General features: G+C 66.5%; 15 protein-coding genes and 1 tRNA gene. 9 read left to right on the plus strand and 7 right to left on the minus strand.

Annotation, left to right across the window (positions count from 1 at the left end):
• Positions 1–86: 86 nt before the first annotated feature.
• Positions 87–674: an integrase arm-type DNA-binding domain-containing protein gene (locus DIE13_RS26680; RefSeq protein ID WP_124830084.1), complete on the minus strand. Its 588-nt coding sequence runs from the start codon at positions 672–674 to the stop codon at positions 87–89.
• A 182-nt stretch (positions 675–856) separates the two neighbouring features.
• Positions 857–943, minus strand: a tRNA-Leu gene (locus tag DIE13_RS26685).
• A 249-nt stretch (positions 944–1,192) separates the two neighbouring features.
• Between DIE13_RS26685 and hpnD the strand changes: the two genes are divergently transcribed.
• Positions 1,193–2,026, plus strand: a complete 834-nt coding sequence (hpnD, locus tag DIE13_RS26690) for a presqualene diphosphate synthase HpnD (RefSeq protein ID WP_124830085.1) — start codon at positions 1,193–1,195, stop codon at positions 2,024–2,026.
• A 30-nt stretch (positions 2,027–2,056) separates the two neighbouring features.
• On the opposite strand, the gene DIE13_RS26695 is transcribed toward hpnD, so the two are convergent.
• The 3 genes from DIE13_RS26695 to DIE13_RS26705 form a co-directional block, all read right to left on the minus strand.
• Complete coding sequence (locus DIE13_RS26695; protein WP_124830086.1) at positions 2,057–3,259, minus strand: DUF1501 domain-containing protein; 1,203 nt, start codon at positions 3,257–3,259, stop codon at positions 2,057–2,059.
• A 67-nt stretch (positions 3,260–3,326) separates the two neighbouring features.
• Complete coding sequence (locus tag DIE13_RS26700; RefSeq protein WP_124830087.1) at positions 3,327–4,826, minus strand: DUF1800 family protein; 1,500 nt, start codon at positions 4,824–4,826, stop codon at positions 3,327–3,329.
• A gap of 118 nt (positions 4,827–4,944) precedes the next feature.
• Positions 4,945–5,223 (minus strand): hypothetical protein, encoded by a 279-nt coding sequence (locus DIE13_RS26705; protein WP_124830088.1) that lies wholly within the window; start codon positions 5,221–5,223, stop codon positions 4,945–4,947.
• A 258-nt stretch (positions 5,224–5,481) separates the two neighbouring features.
• On the opposite strand from DIE13_RS26705, the gene ompR reads away from it, so the two are divergent.
• From ompR to DIE13_RS26725, 4 genes are all read left to right on the plus strand, one after another.
• Entirely contained in the window at positions 5,482–6,216 is a 735-nt protein-coding gene (gene ompR / locus DIE13_RS26710) for a two-component system response regulator OmpR (RefSeq protein WP_370542727.1), read from the plus strand.
• A gap of 40 nt (positions 6,217–6,256) precedes the next feature.
• A complete protein-coding gene (locus DIE13_RS26715) occupies positions 6,257–7,618 on the plus strand; it encodes an ATP-binding protein (protein WP_124830089.1) in 1,362 nt (453 codons plus the stop codon).
• Between the two features lie 189 nt (positions 7,619–7,807).
• Positions 7,808–8,356, plus strand: a complete 549-nt coding sequence (locus DIE13_RS26720) for a peroxiredoxin (protein ID WP_031399305.1) — start codon at positions 7,808–7,810, stop codon at positions 8,354–8,356.
• Positions 8,357–8,432: 76 nt separating this feature from the next.
• Positions 8,433–8,960, plus strand: a complete 528-nt coding sequence (locus tag DIE13_RS26725) for a carboxymuconolactone decarboxylase family protein (protein ID WP_044843722.1) — start codon at positions 8,433–8,435, stop codon at positions 8,958–8,960.
• A gap of 129 nt (positions 8,961–9,089) precedes the next feature.
• On the opposite strand, the gene ispF is transcribed toward DIE13_RS26725, so the two are convergent.
• Complete coding sequence (gene ispF, locus DIE13_RS26730; RefSeq protein WP_124830090.1) at positions 9,090–9,575, minus strand: 2-C-methyl-D-erythritol 2,4-cyclodiphosphate synthase; 486 nt, start codon at positions 9,573–9,575, stop codon at positions 9,090–9,092.
• A gap of 28 nt (positions 9,576–9,603) precedes the next feature.
• The gene (gene ispD / locus DIE13_RS26735) at positions 9,604–10,314 is read right to left on the minus strand and encodes a 2-C-methyl-D-erythritol 4-phosphate cytidylyltransferase (protein WP_124830091.1); all 711 of its coding nucleotides are present in this window, start codon (positions 10,312–10,314) and stop codon (positions 9,604–9,606) included.
• Between the two features lie 108 nt (positions 10,315–10,422).
• Here ispD and mfd point away from each other — a divergent pair, with 108 nt between their 5' ends.
• From mfd to DIE13_RS26755, 4 genes are all read left to right on the plus strand, one after another.
• Positions 10,423–13,893: a transcription-repair coupling factor gene (mfd, locus tag DIE13_RS26740; protein WP_124830092.1), complete on the plus strand. Its 3,471-nt coding sequence runs from the start codon at positions 10,423–10,425 to the stop codon at positions 13,891–13,893.
• Between the two features lie 95 nt (positions 13,894–13,988).
• Positions 13,989–15,209 carry an acetylornithine deacetylase gene (gene argE / locus DIE13_RS26745; RefSeq protein WP_124830093.1) on the plus strand — a complete coding sequence of 407 codons (1,221 nt, stop codon included), beginning with the start codon at positions 13,989–13,991 and terminating at the stop codon, positions 15,207–15,209.
• A 62-nt stretch (positions 15,210–15,271) separates the two neighbouring features.
• Complete coding sequence (locus DIE13_RS26750) at positions 15,272–16,291, plus strand: threonine/serine dehydratase (RefSeq protein WP_124830094.1); 1,020 nt, start codon at positions 15,272–15,274, stop codon at positions 16,289–16,291.
• A 76-nt stretch (positions 16,292–16,367) separates the two neighbouring features.
• A complete protein-coding gene (locus tag DIE13_RS26755; protein ID WP_233409976.1) occupies positions 16,368–16,895 on the plus strand; it encodes a DUF3574 domain-containing protein in 528 nt (175 codons plus the stop codon).
• Positions 16,896–16,907: the final 12 nt, after the last annotated feature.

Raw genomic sequence — 16,907 nt, forward strand, 5'->3', positions numbered from 1 at the left:
CTCCTCCAGTCTGACTGTACTGAACAGGGATTCGTTGTAGCTGTCGGTGCCTCGCATGCTGCCTTCGTGCCTTGGGATCGGGTTCGCTACATCGTGACGGATCGGCGGGGGGATTTCAACGGCCTGCTAATTCCATACCGAAAAACCATGCTCAGCTCGGAGCGCACACGGTCAGCCGTATATCGAGCCCCCCTCCCTGCAATCCGCTTCATCACAGATAGAATTTTAGGCGCATCGATTTGATCGATGGGGCGCTTCCCCAACCACGGGAACACATCGCTGACGAAACGAGCCAATGTTTTGTCGTATTGTTTCGGCTCGACTCGGGAGCGGCGCTCTTCCATCCACGCGCGCGCTACAGCCTCCAGACTGTTGGAAGCAGCAAGCACCGCCGCTTGCTTCGCTGCCTTTTTGGCTTCACTCGGGTCAACGCCCTCAGCTATCTGGGCGCGCGCTTCGTCGCGCTTCTTTCGAGCAGTTTGTAGTCCAACTGCCGGATAAGCGCCGATAGACAACGTTTTCTGTTTCTTGAACCCATCGCGGTACAAATACCGCCAGAGCTTGCTGCCAGTAGGCATCAGGAACAAGAAGAGGCTATCGCCGTCGGCAAGCTTGTTGCCCGGACCGCTGGGGTTGTACTTGGCGTTCTTGCACTGGAGGTCTGAGAGTGCCATCGGATATCCTGTTGGTATCGCCACGCGCCGCAAGCGTGCCGGCATTGCGATACCAACAAAAATACCATCAAACCAATCGGATCGTGTTGGATTCCGGCGAACGATGCCGGACTTTAGAATCAGCGAAACCCTTATCTGTAGCGGGTTTCACGGACATTCCCGGACTCCCCCGGAACATCAGTTGGTGCGTGAGGCCGGACTCGAACCGGCACACCCTTGCGGGCGTCAGGACCTAAACCTGGTGCGTCTACCAATTTCGCCACTCACGCGCATGTCCGTTGCCTGATCGCGCGGCACGCAAGATACGTCCTCCGCGCGCCCGAAATACCCGGGACACTTCGCGCCGACCCGAAAAGCCGGCACACCCGATCAGGCGAGCGCGAAATTCTACCCGATCTTCGCCGCATTGTCTCGCCCCGCCGGCGCCGCTCGAGGAGCGGTGCTAGAATGCCGCGCTCGACGTATCGGCCACGCGCCGGCACGCGTCCCCCGAACCCGCCTTCGCCACGATCCCGCCCGTGAACTTCGACGACTACTGTCAGCAAAAGGCTGCTCCCGCCGGTTCCAGCGTCTACTACGCGCTGCGCCAGGCACCGCTCGCCGCCGCGCCGCGCCTGACGGCCCTGTTCGCGCTGCGCCGCGAACTCGAGGAAACCGTCAAGGAAACCAGCGACCCGACCGTCGGACACACGAAGCTCGCGTGGTGGCACAAGGAACTCGCGGCGCTCGCCGCCGGCGAGCCGACGCACCCGGCCACGAAAGCACTGGCGCAACATCATCCGTCGATCGCGGCTGAGGCCGACGCGCTGCGCACGCTCGTCAACGGTTACGGGATGGATCTCGAACAGGCGCGCTACCTGGATTTCGCGAACCTGCAGCGTTACATCGCGCAGGTCGGCAGCACGTTCGCGTCGGTGGTCGCGCGCGCGAGCGCCGCGAATCCGGCCGACCCGCAGCCGTGGGCCGCGGACGTCGGCCGCGCGCTGATGCTCGCGCAGTTCGTGCAGGAACTCGGCAACGATGCGCGTCATGGCCGCATCTACCTGCCGATCGACGAACTGCAACGCTACAACGTGACCGCGGCCGATCTGCTGAACCGCCGCTACAGCCCGGCCTTCACCGAGTTGCTGCAGTTCCAGACGGCCCGCGCGCGCGAAGCGCTCGCCGCGGCCGACGCGGCGATCCCCGCATCCGAACGCCGTGCGCAGCGCACGCTGCGTGCGCAGATCGCGCTGGCCTGCGCGCTGCTCAACGAAATCGAGCGCGACGGCTTCCAGGTGCTGCACCAGCGTATCGCGCTGACGCCGATCCGCAAGCTGTGGATCGCGTGGCGCGCCGCACGCCGCCGCTGACCCATAGCGCAACGCGACGCACCCGCACCCTCACGCCTTGAGCAGCGGCAACGTATCGAAGCGCTGCTGCAGCACGCGCGTCGCATCGAGCCCCCACCACGGCCCGAGCACGGTCGCGTAGAGCTGGCGGAAATCGACCGCGACCGGCAGGTTGCCGTTGCCGTCGAGGTGCGCGAGCGCGGGCGGCGCACCATACAGGCCGCCCGCCACGCGGCCGCCCATCACGAAATGCGGGGCGGCCGTCCCGTGATCGGTGCCATTGCTCTGGTTCTCTCGCGCGCGCCGGCCGAATTCCGCATACGTCATAACGAGCGTCTGGTTCCAGCGCCCGAGCTCGATCAGCGCGCTGCGCATCGCGCTCATCGCTTCCGCGAACTGCTTGAGCAGCGCCGCCTGCTGTCCCGGCTGGTTCTGGTGCGTGTCGAACCCGTTGAGCGTGAGCCGCAGTACCGCGACGCCATCCTGCGCCCGCGGTCCCGACGCCTCGCATGCGGCGAGCACCTGCATCGCCGTCTTCACCGACGTTCCGAACGTCCCGGCCGGAAAGGCCGTCCTGAACGCGCGCATCCCGCCGCGCGGACGCAGTCGGTCGGCTGCCTTCACGATATCGTTCTCGACGTCGATGATGTGCGCGAGCGCCGGATTCCGTTCGCGCAGCGACGACGGCTCGGCAAGCCGGGCAGCACGGATGAACTGCGCGGGATTAACGAGCGCGATCGCACGCGCGCCGTTCGCAAGCGGCCCCATCTCGGCGCTGCCGAGCACGACGCCGTCCGCCGCGAAACCGGGCGGCACGGGCGCCTGCGCAAACGTGCGCGTGAGCCAGCCTTCGTGCAGGTACTGATCGGAACGCGACGCGGTATCCCAGATCTCGATCGAGCGGAAATGCGACAGGTTCGGCTGCGGATAACCGACGCCCTGCACGATGGCGACCTGTCCGTCGCGCCACAACGGCATCAGCGGCACAAGCGACGGATGCAGCCCCGTATGCGCATCGAGCTGCAGCACCTGCTCGCGCTTGATGCCGATGCTGCGGCGGAACTGGTAGTACAACGGATCGGCATACGGCACCACCGTGTTGAGCCCGTCGTTGCCGCCTTTCAGCTCGACGAGGATCAGCACGTTCGCATAGCCGGCCGTCGTGCGTGCGGCTGGAGCGGCCAGCGCGGACGGTTGCCACACCGACAAACCCGCCGCGGCGCCCGTCAGCGTCAGAAAGTCACGTCGATTCATCGCGCATCCTTCGGTTCGTCGCACTGCATGTTCGCCGCTGCGACGCGCCTCTCTATCGTGGTTTTCGTCATTTCAGTTGATAGGCCGGGTCCATCAGCAGCGCCTCGATATACGCGCTGCCGGTCGAGTCCGTATCGATCGCCGCAACGGGCGACACCGGCAGCACCGCATGCTGCAGTTGAAGCTCGATCGACAATCCCGCCGTCGCCTGCGGTCGCGCTCGATACTGCGCGAGCCAGCGCTCGAGGTCGAACCGCAGACCGCCGCGCACGGGTTTGGCCGGCCCGCCGCGCATGCCGGCCGCAGCCGCCGTGTCGACCACCGGCACCGCGTGCGCGCGGGTATTTGGCGGCGGTGCCATCGCAGGCGCCGGCGCGCGGATGCCGGCCGTCTCGGTCGCACGGAACAACTGCTCGACGAACTGCTTGCGCGCGAGCAGCGTGGTGCTGTTGATCCACATCGCACCGCCCGGCCAGCCCTTCACGTTCGGCGGATAGAACAGGTTCTGCCCGAGCGTGCGCACGGTGTTCGCGAGCATCTGCGGATCGCCGTACGCAACGTCGAAGAGCCGCACCGAGCCGACCACGAATTCGGCCGGCGACTTCACGAGCACGCCGCGGTTGCGCGGATCCCAGAATGCATCGGTCGACCATAGCGCGGCGAGCGCCGCGCGAATGTCGTAGCCGCTCGCGCGAAACCGCTCGGCAACGGCGTCGAGCGCAACGGTGTCGGGCGTATCGGAAACGAACTCGCGCCACAGCTTGCCTGCGATGAGGCGCGCGGTGTCGGGCCGCTTCAGCAGGATGTCGAGAAACCCGTCGCCGTCGAACGCGCCGGTCTCGCCGAGAATCGTCTTGTTGCCCGCATCGTGCCATTCGGCCCGCACCACGAAGCGCAACGTATCGGGATCGATGCTCCAGCCGGTCATCGCGCGCGCGGCTTCGGTCACGTCGTGCTGCGTGTAATGCCCTTCGCCGAGCGTGAACAGCTCCATCACCTCGCGCGCGAAATTCTCGTTCGGTCGCCCCTTGCGATTGCTCGCGCCGTCGAGATACTGAAGCATCGCCGGATCCTTCGCGACCGCATGCAGCAGCGTGCCGAAGTTGCCGAGCGCCTCGCGGCGAAACAGCGCGTTCTGCGCGGCCATCGTCTGCGGATACGGCACCTTGTCCTGCCCCGACGTGAAGTGCCCATGCCAGAACAGCGTCATGCGTTCGGTGAGCGGCGACGGCGTCACGATCATCTCGTTGACCCATGCGGCGCGTAACGCATCGTAACGGCGATTGCGTTCGCGCTGCTCGTCGCGGCGCATGTCGGGCGTCAGCGCCTGACGCTGCGCACGTGTCGGCGGCAACTCGGCGACCCAGTCGGGCCATGTCGTCACGGGTTCGCGGCGCACGTCGGCGAGCACATCGGCCACGGCCTGTGCGCGCGTCATGCCGACGACGCGGGCAACCTCGGCGGGGGCGGGAGAAAAGCCGGTACGGCTCAGGAAGAACGACGCATCGTCGGCGTCGAGCGGCGCCTGCATCGCGGGTGAAACCGATGCGGCAGCATTCGCTTTCATCGTCTGGAACTCCCGGAACGCACCGTCGGTGCGGATGCCGGTTCAACGGCGGGACGCGAGCGAAAGTTGACGGAAAAATTGCTACGGAATTTTTCGGGCGGCGGGAAGGATGCGCGGCTCAGCGCTTGTACAGCTCGCGAACGGCGTCCTCGATGTGCTGACGCAGCAGGTGGCGCTCTTCGGGCGTCATGTGCCCGTCGCGGCGGCGCTGTTCGAGATCGGGAGGCACGGCGGACCGAACCGCCGTGTCGGCGGCGCGGTCGGACTGCGACGCTTTGCCGCGCTGCATCTTGCGCGGCCATGCACCCTGTTCGGGGCGCTGCGCATACGCGAAGTTCGACGCATATGGACCGGCAAGTGCGATCGTCAGCATCAGTGCAATCCGGGCAGATCGCATGACCGTCCTCGCTTCTCTGGTCGATTTGTTCCCTTCGTCACGCGGCAACCGGTTACCTCTGGTACTTGAAAAACCCTGCGGAATTCGGGTGTGCAAAGATGAAAGATGGAGTGCAGGGGAGTATCTACCGAATTTCGGCTTCGAGTAAAGGAATCTCTATAGCCTGCCTTTACTCTCTACGACACTACGGGTAAATTTTGTAACTGACTGTAACGCCTGAAAATACGCGACCGTGCGTAATTTCCCATTCGCGATAAGATGCCGTTCATGGAAACGAAAAACCCCTCCAAGATTCTCGTCGTCGACGACGACCCGCGCCTGCGCGATCTGCTGCGCCGCTATCTCGGCGAGCAGGGTTTCAACGTATACGTCGCGGAGAACGCGACCGCGATGAACAAACTCTGGGTGCGCGAGCGCTTCGACCTGCTCGTGCTCGATCTGATGTTGCCCGGCGAAGACGGCCTGTCGATCTGCCGCCGTCTGCGCGGCAGCAACGACCGCACGCCGATCATCATGCTCACCGCGAAGGGTGAAGACGTCGATCGCATCGTCGGCCTCGAGATGGGCGCCGACGACTACCTGCCCAAGCCGTTCAACCCGCGCGAACTCGTCGCGCGCATTCACGCGGTGCTGCGCCGCCAGGCGCCGGCTGAACTGCCGGGCGCACCGTCTGAAACCACCGAAGTGTTCGAGTTCGGCGAGTTCTCGCTGAACCTCGCGACACGCACCCTCACGAAGTCGGGCCAGGAAATTCCGCTGACGACCGGCGAATTCTCGGTGCTGAAGGTGTTCGCGCGTCATCCGCGCCAGCCGCTGTCGCGCGAGAAGCTGATGGAGCTCGCGCGCGGCCGTGAATACGAAGTGTTCGACCGCAGCCTCGACGTACAGATCTCGCGCCTGCGCAAGCTGATCGAACCGGATCCGGGCAGCCCGCGCTTCATCCAGACCGTCTGGGGCCTCGGCTACGTGTTCATTCCGGACGGCGCCGCCTGATCTTCTTTCTTTCCGGTTTCGCCTGTCCTCGGCCTGTCCCATGCGTATCGACCGGCGCCTCCTGCAGCTCGCGTTCGGCGGGCTGTTCTGGCGCACCTTCCTGCTGATCGCGCTGCTGATCTCGGTCAGTCTCGCCGCGTGGTTCCAGAGCTTTCGCGTGATCGAGCGGGAGCCGCGCGCGCAGCGCGTCGCGCTGCAACTCGTCGCGGTCGTGAAGCTCACGCGCACCGCCCTGCTCTATTCCGATCCCGATTTGCGGCGTGCGCTGCTGCAGGATCTGGAGAGCAACGAGGGCGTGCGGGTTTACCCGCGCGAAAAAACCGACAAGTTCAAGCTGCAGCCCGACGAATCGCTGAATCGTCTGATCGAACACGACATCCGCAGCCGTCTCGGCGACGACACCGTGATCGCCCAGTCGGTCAACGACATCCCGGGCGTCTGGATCAGCTTCAAGATCGACGACGACGACTACTGGGTCGCGCTCGACCGCGACCAGCTCGACAACGTCACGGGCCTGCAATGGGCCGGCTGGGGCCTGTTCGCGCTCGCGCTGTCGCTGTTCGGCTCCGCGTTCATCACGAGCCTCGTGAACCGGCCGTTCTCGCGGCTCGCGCTCGCCGCGCGCCAGGTCGGTTCGGGCCAGGCGCCAGATCCCCTGCCCGAGCGCGGGATGGGCGTCGCGGCCGACACCAATCGCAGCTTCAACCAGATGGTGCGCGACCTCGAACAGCTCGAGGCGGATCGCGCGCTCATGCTCGCGGGCATCTCGCACGACCTGCGCACGCCGCTCGCGCGGCTGCGGCTCGAAACCGAGATGAGTCCGTCCGACCAGGCGACCAAGGACGCGATGGTCGACGACATCGAGCAGATGGACCGCATCATCGCGGCGTTCATCGACTATGCGCGCCCGACGCAGCGCAAGCCGGAGCCCGTCGACCTGTCGTCGATCGCGCAGGAAGTCGCCGCACGCGTGTCGGGCGAGGACGGCGTCGAGATCCGCACGCGGCTCGCACCCACCGCCGTGATCGAAGCCGACGAGACGGATATGCGCCGCGTGATCGGCAATCTCGTCGAGAACGCACGCAAGTACGGGCAGAGCCGGCAGGACGGCGTGTCGCGCATCACGCTCGAGACGCGGGTGACGCACGCACGCGTCGAGCTGTCGGTGAGCGACGAGGGCCCCGGCATCCCCGAGGACCAGTTGCCGCTCGTGATGCGGCCGTTCTACCGCGTCGACACGGCCCGCACCAAGGCGGACGGCACGGGGCTCGGCATGGCGATCGTGCTGCGCCTCGTCGGCCGCTATCGCGGCGCGCTGCGCCTGCGCAACCGCAGCCCCGAAGCAGGCCTTGAAGTCACCCTCGAATTCCCCGGCGCCGGCAAGGCGCGTGCGACTGCATGACACGTTCGCGCACGGTTTTTGCGCGTCACACTATCGACGCGGTTGAAAAAAACTATGAGGATAGTTAGTTAAAATCTATTGAAGCACTTTACTAATAGTGTTATAGTTTTGCGCATGCTGTCACATCAACGTTGCAGCACCGAGGTAGCTTGACTCAGTCTTCTTCCCAACTCATACAGGAGTATCCGCATGAAAACCGTGGGCGATAAACTCGAAGCATTCACCGTCGTAGCCGCGAAGCCGGGCTTCAACAATCACGAGGAAAACGGCCAGTCGGCGTTCGAGACCGTCACCGAAGCGTCGTTCCCGGGCAAGTGGAAGATCATCTACTTCTATCCGAAGGATTTCACGTTTGTTTGCCCGACGGAAATCGTCGAATTCGCAAAGCTCACGAAGCAGTTCGAAGAGCGCGACGCCGTCCTGCTCGGCGGCAGCTCGGACAACGAATTCGTGAAGCTCGCATGGCGCCGTGAGCACAAGGACCTGAACAAGCTGAACCACTACTCGTTCGGCGACGTCAAGGGCGAGCTGATCGACCAGCTCGGCGTGCGCGACAAGGAAGCCGGCGTTGCGCTGCGCGCGACGTTCATCGTCGACCCGGACAACACGATCCAGCACGTTTCGGTGAACAACCTGAACGTCGGCCGTAGCCCGGAAGAAGTCCTGCGCATTCTGGACGGCCTGCAAACGGACGAACTGTGCCCGTGCAACCGCGCAGTCGGCGGCGCAACGCTGTAAGCGCATCAATGCACGAAGCCCGCGGCGCACGTCCTGCCTGCGGGCTTTTTTAACGGCCAACCCATAGGAGATATCAATGGAATTCATCGACTCGATTAAGGCACGTATCCCCGACTACGCGAAGGACATCCGCCTGAACCTCGACGGCACGATCTCGCGCTCGTCGCTCGAAGGCACCGATGCAGTCGGCGTTGCGCTGGCAGCGGCGGTCGCGGCGAAGAGCACCGTGCTCGTGAAGACGATCCGCGAAGCCGGCGTGCTGTCGCCCGAAGAGACGAATGCCGTGCTGACGGCAGCCGCGCTGATGGGGATGAACAACACCTGGTATCCGTATGTCGAGATGGCCGACGACGCCGACCTGAAGACCCAGCGCGCCGAGCTGCGGATGGGTGCGTATGCGTCGCACGGCGGCGTCGACAAGCGCAGGTTCGAGATGTACGCGCTCGCCGCGTCGATCGTCGGCAAGTGCCACTTCTGCGTGAAGTCGCACTACGCGCTGCTGAAGAACGAGCAAGGGATGACGACGACGCAGTTGCGCGACGTCGGCCGCATCGCGTCGGTGATCAACGCCGCCGCGCAGGTGATCGCCGCCGAAGGCGAGTAACCGGCCGCCGCGCGGCGGCATGGCGCGGCCCGTGGTTGCCATGCCGGCGCCGTCAAACGAAAATGCCACGCGAGCGCGTGGCATTTTTTCATTCCGGCGGCACAACTTGCACGCCGCTTCGCGACACCGTCAGGCGCCCTGCTTCACCAGCAATGCGGCGGCCTGCGCTTCGATGCCTTCGCCCCGGCCGAGATAGCCGAGCTTCTCGTTGGTCTTCGCCTTCACGTTCACGCGCTCGAGCGGCAACCCGAGATCGGCCGCGATGTTCGCGCGCATCCGGTCGATATGCGGCGCGAGCTTCGGCGCCTGCGCGATCACGGTGCTGTCGACGTTCTGGATCGTGAAGCCGGCCGCCTTCACGCGGGCGACGCATTCGCGCAGCAGCACGCGGCTGTCCGCGCCCTTGAACGCCGCATCGGTGTCGGAGAAATGGCGACCGATGTCACCCAGCGCCGCCGCGCCGAACAGCGCGTCGGTGATCGCGTGCAGCAGCACATCGGCGTCCGAGTGGCCGAGCAGGCCGCGCTCGTACGGAATCGTCACGCCGCCGATGATGAGGGGGCGCCCCGACACGAGCTGGTGCACGTCGTAGCCTTGTCCGATTCTGAAGTCCATGCGTATTCCGGTTGAGATGAGATGAAAGTCAGGAAGCGTTCGCGGAGCGCGCGAGAATCGCTTCCGCGAGCGCGAAATCTTCCGGGTACGTAACCTTGAAGTTGCGCAGGCTGCCCTGTACGACGCGCGGCGTATGGCCGGCCCATTCGATCGCGCTGGCCTCGTCGGTCAGGTCGTGCCCTTCGCGCTGCGCGCGCAGGATCGCGTCGCGCAGCATGCCGATGCGGAACATCTGGGGCGTCTGCGCCTGCCACAGCGCGTCGCGCGACTCGGTGCGCGCGATCGCGTCGCCGCCGGCCGGCACGCGCTTGAGCGTATCGGCCACCGGCAGCGCGACGATGCCGCCGACCGGATCGTCCTTCAGCGTCGCGACGAGCGTGCGGATCAGCGCCGGCGTGATGCCCGGGCGCGCGGCGTCGTGCACGAGCACCCAGTCCTGGTCGGTCGCGCCGAATTCGGCCAGCTCGAGCAGCCCGTTCAGCACCGATGCCTGACGCGAGCCGCCGCCGCAGCGGCGTACCGCGAAGCGCAAGCCCGCGAAGCGGCGCGCGTCGAAGTGCGTGTCGTCGGGCGCGAGGACGACGAGCGTCTGCGCGAACTCGCTGCACGCGTCGAACGCGGCGAGCGTGTAATGCAGCAGCGCGCGGCCGGCCAGCGTGCGGTATTGCTTCGGCACGGCCGAACCGGAACGGCTGCCCGTGCCGGCACAGGGAATCAGGGCGAAAAGTCGGGGAGTCACGAAAGGAAAACGCCGGAAAGGTGAAATCGAGAAGCGGATTTTATAATAGGTCTTTCGTCTCGACCGGCGCACCGCGATGCGCCCGTGCCCGCCACCCCTGCCGTCCCTATGCCAGACAACGCTTCCACCCCGTTCGCCTCGCCCGTCGCCCGCGTCAAACCGGGCCAGCGGTTCGCCTTCGACGGCGCGCACGGCTCTGCCGACGCACTCGCCATCGCCCGCTATCTCGCCGACAACCGCGACGCGGTCCCGCTCCTTGCGGTGATCTGCGCGAACGCGGTGGACGCGCAGCGGCTGTCGCAGGAACTCCGCTACTTCGCTCCGGCCGCGCGCGTGCGCCTGCTGCCGGACTGGGAGACGCTGCCGTACGACACCTTCTCGCCGCACCAGGATCTCGTCTCCGAGCGACTGGCGACGCTGCACGACCTCGGCGAGGGGCGCTGCGACATCCTGCTCGTGCCCGCGACCACCGCGCTGTACCGGATGCCGCCCGCGTCGTTCATGGCCGCCTACACGTTCGCGTTCGCGCAGGGCGAGCGGCTCGACGAGGCGAAGCTGAAGGCGCAGCTGACGCTGGCCGGCTACGAGCACGTGAGCCAGGTCGTGCGGCCCGGCGAATACTGCGTGCGCGGCTCGCTGATCGACCTGTACCCGATGGGCTCGCCGTTGCCGTACCGGATCGACCTGTTCGACGATCAGGTCGACTCGATCCGCGCGTTCGATCCCGATACGCAGCGCAGCCTCTACCCGGTGCGCGACGTGCGCCTGCTGCCCGGCCGCGAATTTCCGTTCGACGAAGCAGCGCGCACGGCCTTTCGCAGCCGCTGGCGCGAAACCTTCGAAGGCGACCCGAGCCGCGCGCCGATCTACAAGGATATCGGCAGCGGCGTGCCGTCGGCCGGCATCGAGTATTACCTGCCGCTGTTCTTCGACGAAACGGCCACGCTGTTCCACTACCTGCCGCAGGACGCGCATCTGGTGTTCGCCGGCGATCTCGAAACGTCGATCCGCCGCTTCACCGCCGACACGAAGCAGCGCCACGCATTCCTGGCGCACGATCGCGAGCGGCCGATTCTCGAGCCGCAGCGCCTGTTCCTGTCGGACGAGGATTTCTTCGCGTTCGCGAAGCCGTTCGCGCGCGTCGTGCTGCCCGCGCAGCCGGCCGGCGGCTGGGCGACCGCGCTGCCCGAGCTCACGGTCGATCGCCACGCCGACGATCCGCTCGCCGCGCTGCGCACGTTCGTCGAATCGTCCGGCAAGCGCGTGCTGCTGACCGTCGAATCGGCCGGCCGCCGCGAAACGATCCTGCAACTGCTTGCCGAACATCACCTGCGGCCGTCGTCGAACGACGACTTCGCGAGCTGGCTCGCGAGCGACGCGCGCTTCGCGCTCGGCATCGCGCCGCTCGCGAGCGGCTTCGCGGTGCCGGGCGAAGGCTATGCGCTCGTCACCGAAACCGAGCTGTACGGCGCGCTCGGCCGCCGCGCGGGGCGCCGCCGGCAGGAGCAGGCGAGCAACGTCGACGCGATGGTGCGCGACCTGTCGGAGCTGAAGGTCGGCGACCCGGTGGTCCACGCGCAGCACGGGATCGGCCGCTACATGGGCCTCGTGTCGATGGATCTCGGCGAAGGCGAAACCGAATTCCTGCACCTCGAATACGCGGGCAACAGCAAGCTCTACGTACCGGTCGCGCAACTGCACGTGATCTCGCGCTACAGCGGCGCCGATCCCGACAGCGCGCCGCTGCACGCGCTCGGCTCGGGCCAGTGGGAGCGCGCGAAGCGCAAGGCCGCGCAGCAGATCCGCGACACGGCCGCCGAGCTGCTGAACCTGTACGCGCGCCGCGCGGCTCGCGAAGGCCATGCGTTCGCGCTCGAGCCGCGCGACTACGTGAAGTTCGCGGAAAGCTTCGGCTTCGAGGAAACACCCGACCAGGCCGCGGCGATCGCGGCCGTGATCGGCGACATGACGAGCGGCAAGCCGATGGACCGCCTCGTGTGCGGCGACGTCGGCTTCGGCAAGACCGAAGTCGCGCTGCGCGCCGCGTTCATCGCGGTGATGGGCGGCAAGCAGGTCGCGCTGCTGTCGCCGACCACGCTGCTCGCGGAGCAGCACACGCAGACCTTCGCCGACCGCTTCGCGGACTGGCCGGTGCGCATCGTCGAGCTGTCGCGTTTCAAGACCACGAAGGAAGTCAACGCGGCGATCGCGCAGATCAACGAAGGCAGCGTCGACATCGTGATCGGCACGCACAAGCTGCTGTCGTCGGACGTGCAGTTCAAGCGCCTCGGCCTCGTGATCATCGACGAGGAACACCGTTTCGGCGTACGCCAGAAGGAAGCGCTGAAGGCGCTGCGCGCGGAAGTCGACGTGCTGACGCTCACCGCGACGCCGATCCCGCGCACGCTCGGGATGGCGCTCGAGGGGCTGCGCGACTTCTCGGTGATCGCCACTGCGCCGCAGAAGCGGCTCGCGATCAAGACCTTCGTGCGCCGCGAGGAAGAAAGCGTGATCCGCGAGGCGATGCTGCGCGAACTGAAGCGCGGCGGCCAGGTGTACTTCCTGCACAACGAGGTCGAGACGATCGAGAATCGCAAGGCGATGCTCGAGGAACTGGTGCCCGAAGCACGCATCGCGATCGCGCACGGCCAGATGCACGAGCGCGAACTCGAACGCGTGATGCGCGATTTCGTCGCGCAGCGCACCAACGTGCTGCTGTGCACCACCATCATCGAGACCGGTATCGACGTGCCGAGCGCAAACACGATCATCATGCACCGCGCGGACAAGTTCGGCCTCGCGCAGCTCCACCAGTTGCGCGGCCGCGTCGGCCGTTCGCACCACCAGGCCTATGCGTATCTGCTGGTCCACGATCCGCAGGCGCTGACCAAGCAGGCGCAGCGCCGGCTCGAGGCGATCCAGCAGATGGAGGAACTCGGTTCGGGCTTCTATCTCGCGATGCACGACCTCGAGATCCGCGGCACCGGCGAGGTGCTCGGCGACAAGCAGTCGGGCGAGATCCACGAGATCGGCTTCCAGCTTTACACCGACATGCTCAACGACGCGGTGAAGGCGCTGAAGAACGGCAAGGAGCCCGACCTCACCGCCCCGCTCGCCGCGACGACGGAAATCAACCTGCATGCGCCCGCGATCCTGCCGGCCGACTACTGCGTGGACGTGCAGGAGCGGCTGTCGCTGTACAAGCGTCTCGCGAACTGCGAGCACGGCGACGCGATCGACGGCATCCAGGAAGAGCTGATCGACCGCTTCGGCAAGCTGCCGCCGCAGGCGCACGCGCTCGTCGAAACGCACCGGCTGCGGCTGGCCGCGAAGCCGCTCGGCATCGTCAAGATCGACGCAAGCGAGGTCGCGATCGGGCTGCAGTTCGAACCGAACCCGCCGATCGATCCGATGCGGATCATCGAGATGGTGCAGAAACACCGGCACATCAAGCTCGCGGGCCAGGACAAGCTGCGCATCGAGACGCGCTCGCCCGATCTCGCGATCCGCGTGTCGACGATCAAGGAAACGTTGCGCGCGCTCGCGCCGCGTCCGGGCGCGACCAGCGCGGCGCGCTGACGGCGCGCGGCGATGCTGCACCGCACTGCGCCGGGCGAAGGCGGGCCGGCGCGTTTTTGAGTATGATTTTCTCATTCCTCTGACGGAGTTTTGCCATGTCCACTCTCGACGCGACGGCCCCGCCCGCCGCCGACCAAGGCGACGCTTCGCTCGTCGGCCTGCCCTGGATCAAGCAGCTGGTGTCGATGGACACGACGAGCCGCGTGCCGAATCTCGGCCTGATCGAAACGGTGCGCGACGCACTGGCCGCGAAGGGTATCGTGTCGACGCTCACGCACGATCCGCGCGAAGGCTGGGCGAACCTGTTCGCGACGGTGCCCGCGCACGACGGCTCGACCGACGGCGGCATCGTGCTGTCGGGACACACCGACGTCGTACCCGTCGACGGCCAGCAGTGGGACAGCAGCCCGTTCGCGCCGGAGCTGCGCGACGGCCGCCTGTACGGCCGCGGCACGTGCGACATGAAGGGTTTCATCGGCACGGCGCTCGCGCTGCTGCCCGAGATGCAGGCGACGAAGCTCGCGAAGCCGATCCATTTCGCGCTGTCCTACGACGAGGAAATCGGCTGCGCCGGCGCGCCGCTGCTGATCGCCGATCTCGTCAAGCGCGGCGTGAAGCCGTCCGGCTGCATCGTCGGCGAGCCGACCAGCATGCGCCCGATCATCGCGCACAAGGGCATCAACGCCTACCGCTGCTGCGTCCGCGGCCACGCGGCACACTCGTCGCTCACGCCGAAGGGGCTGAACGCGATCGAATATGCGGCACGCCTCATCTGCCACATCCGCGACATCGCCGACCGCTTCCGCGCGGAAGGCCCGTTCGACGATCTGTACGACGTACCGTTCACGACCGCGCAGACGAGCACGATCCAGGGTGGCAACGCGATCAACACGGTGCCGGCCGAATGCCGGTTCGACTTCGAATTCCGCAACCTGCCGACGCTCGATCCCGAGCAGATCTTCACGCGCATCGAAGCGTATGCGCGGGAAACGCTGCTGCCGCAGATGCAGCGCGAACATCCGAACGCCGCGATCGAGTTTTCGAAGATCGCCGCGGCGCCGGGGCTCGACGCAACCGAACAGGCCGCGATCACGCAGCTCGTACGTGCCCTGACGGCCGATCAGGACAAGCGCAAGGTCGCCTACGGCACCGAGGCCGGCCTGTTCGAGCGCGCGGGCATTCCGAGCATCGTCTGCGGGCCGGGCAACATCGAACAGGCACACAAGCCGAACGAGTATGTCGAGCTCGCGCAGCTCGCGGGCTGCGAGCAGTTCCTGCGCAAGTTCGTCCGCAGCATGTCGGTCGACGCACACTGACCGCCACCCGCCCACGCCGGCCCGCGTGAGCGGGCTGGCTCACTCGCGCCACACGCCACGTCATGTCGACTGAACAACAGGGCACGGCCCATACGACGATCGACGGCGAGCCGATTCCGACGCTCGACGAAATCGCCGCGCAGCATTTCGCATTGTCGCCGTGGCTCGCCCGCACGCCCGTGTTCGAGCGCGCCGACCTGCCGTCCCTCGAAGGCACGCACGTCAATTTCAAGTTCGAGCTGCTGCAGGCGAGCGGCAGCTTCAAGGCGCGCGGCGCGTTCACGCACCTGCTCGCGCTCGACGAAGCGCGCAAGAACGCCGGCGTCACCTGCGTGTCGGCCGGCAATCATGCGGCCGCCGTCGCGTATGCGGCGATGCGGCTCGGCAGCAGCGCGAAGGTCGTGATGTTTCACACGGCGAGCCCGACGCGCATCGCGCAGTGCAAGCAGTACCGCGCGGAAGTCGTGCTCGCCGGCAGCGCGTCGCAGGCATTCGACGTCGTGCGGCGGGTCGAGGCCGAGGAAGGCCGCTTCTTCATCCATCCGTTCAACGGCTATCACACGATTCTCGGCACGGCGACGCTCGGCTACGAATGGGCGACGCAGACACCCGATCTCGACGCCGTGATCGTGCCGATCGGCGGCGGCGGGCTCGCAGCCGGCATGGCGACCGCGCTGCGGCTCGCGAATCCGCGCGTGCACGTGTACGGCGTCGAACCGGAAGGCGCCGACGCAATGAGCCGCAGCTTCGCGGCCAATCACACGATCAAGATGAGCGCGATGCAGACCATCGCCGATTCGCTGATGGCGCCGCATACCGAGGAATACAGCTACCAGCTGTGTCGGCGCCATGTCGACCGCATCGTCACGGTGTCCGACGACGCGCTGCGCGCAGCAATGCTGTTCCTGTTCTCGCACCTCAAGCTGGCGGTCGAACCGGCGTGCGCGGCGGCGCTCGCGGCGCTGCTCGGCCCGCTGCGCGAAACGTTGCAGGGCAAGCGGGTCGGCGTGCTGCTGTCGGGCACCAACACCGACCCCGCAACGCTCGGCATGCATCTCGCGCACGCGAAACTGCAGCACTGACCTCGCGCCGGGCACTCAGGGTTATCCCCAGTTTATGTTGACAGCCCTGTTGATAACCCGCCGGACAACCACGCAAGTGGTTGAACGCGCAGTGTTTTGCGCGCGCGAAGGGCGCCGGACGCGAAATAGGCAGATTCCGCCACCGAACGCGTGTCCCGCCGCGTGGCGGCGTCGCTCGCGGCAGATCATCGGCGCTGCCGCGATCGTGCTGCTCGCCGGTTGCGCGGCCCCGCCCTCGCCCGTCGCCGACACCCCGCCCGTCTGCACGCAGCCCGACGCGCATCGCAGGCTGCAGGCCGACCTGCTGTTCGGGCGCGATATCGCCGGACGAGGCCCCGTCACCGACGAGGAACGCACAGCCTTCCTTGCCGACGTCGTCACGCCACGCTTTCCGGACGGCTTCACGTACTGGGACACCCGCGGCCAATGGCGCGATCGCGCCACCGGCCAGACCATCCGGGAAGCGGGCTTCGTGGTCCGTATCGTCGCCGACGATACGGCCGATACGCACGCGCGGCTCGCGGCGATCCGGCACGCGTACGTCGAGCGCTTCCGGCAGCAGTCGGTCGGCATCGCCATCGTGCCGGCCTGCGCATCGTTCTGAGTCGCGCTGCGC

It is taken from the genome of Burkholderia sp. Bp9016 (genome assembly GCF_003857765.1).
Taxonomy (GTDB): domain Bacteria; phylum Pseudomonadota; class Gammaproteobacteria; order Burkholderiales; family Burkholderiaceae; genus Burkholderia.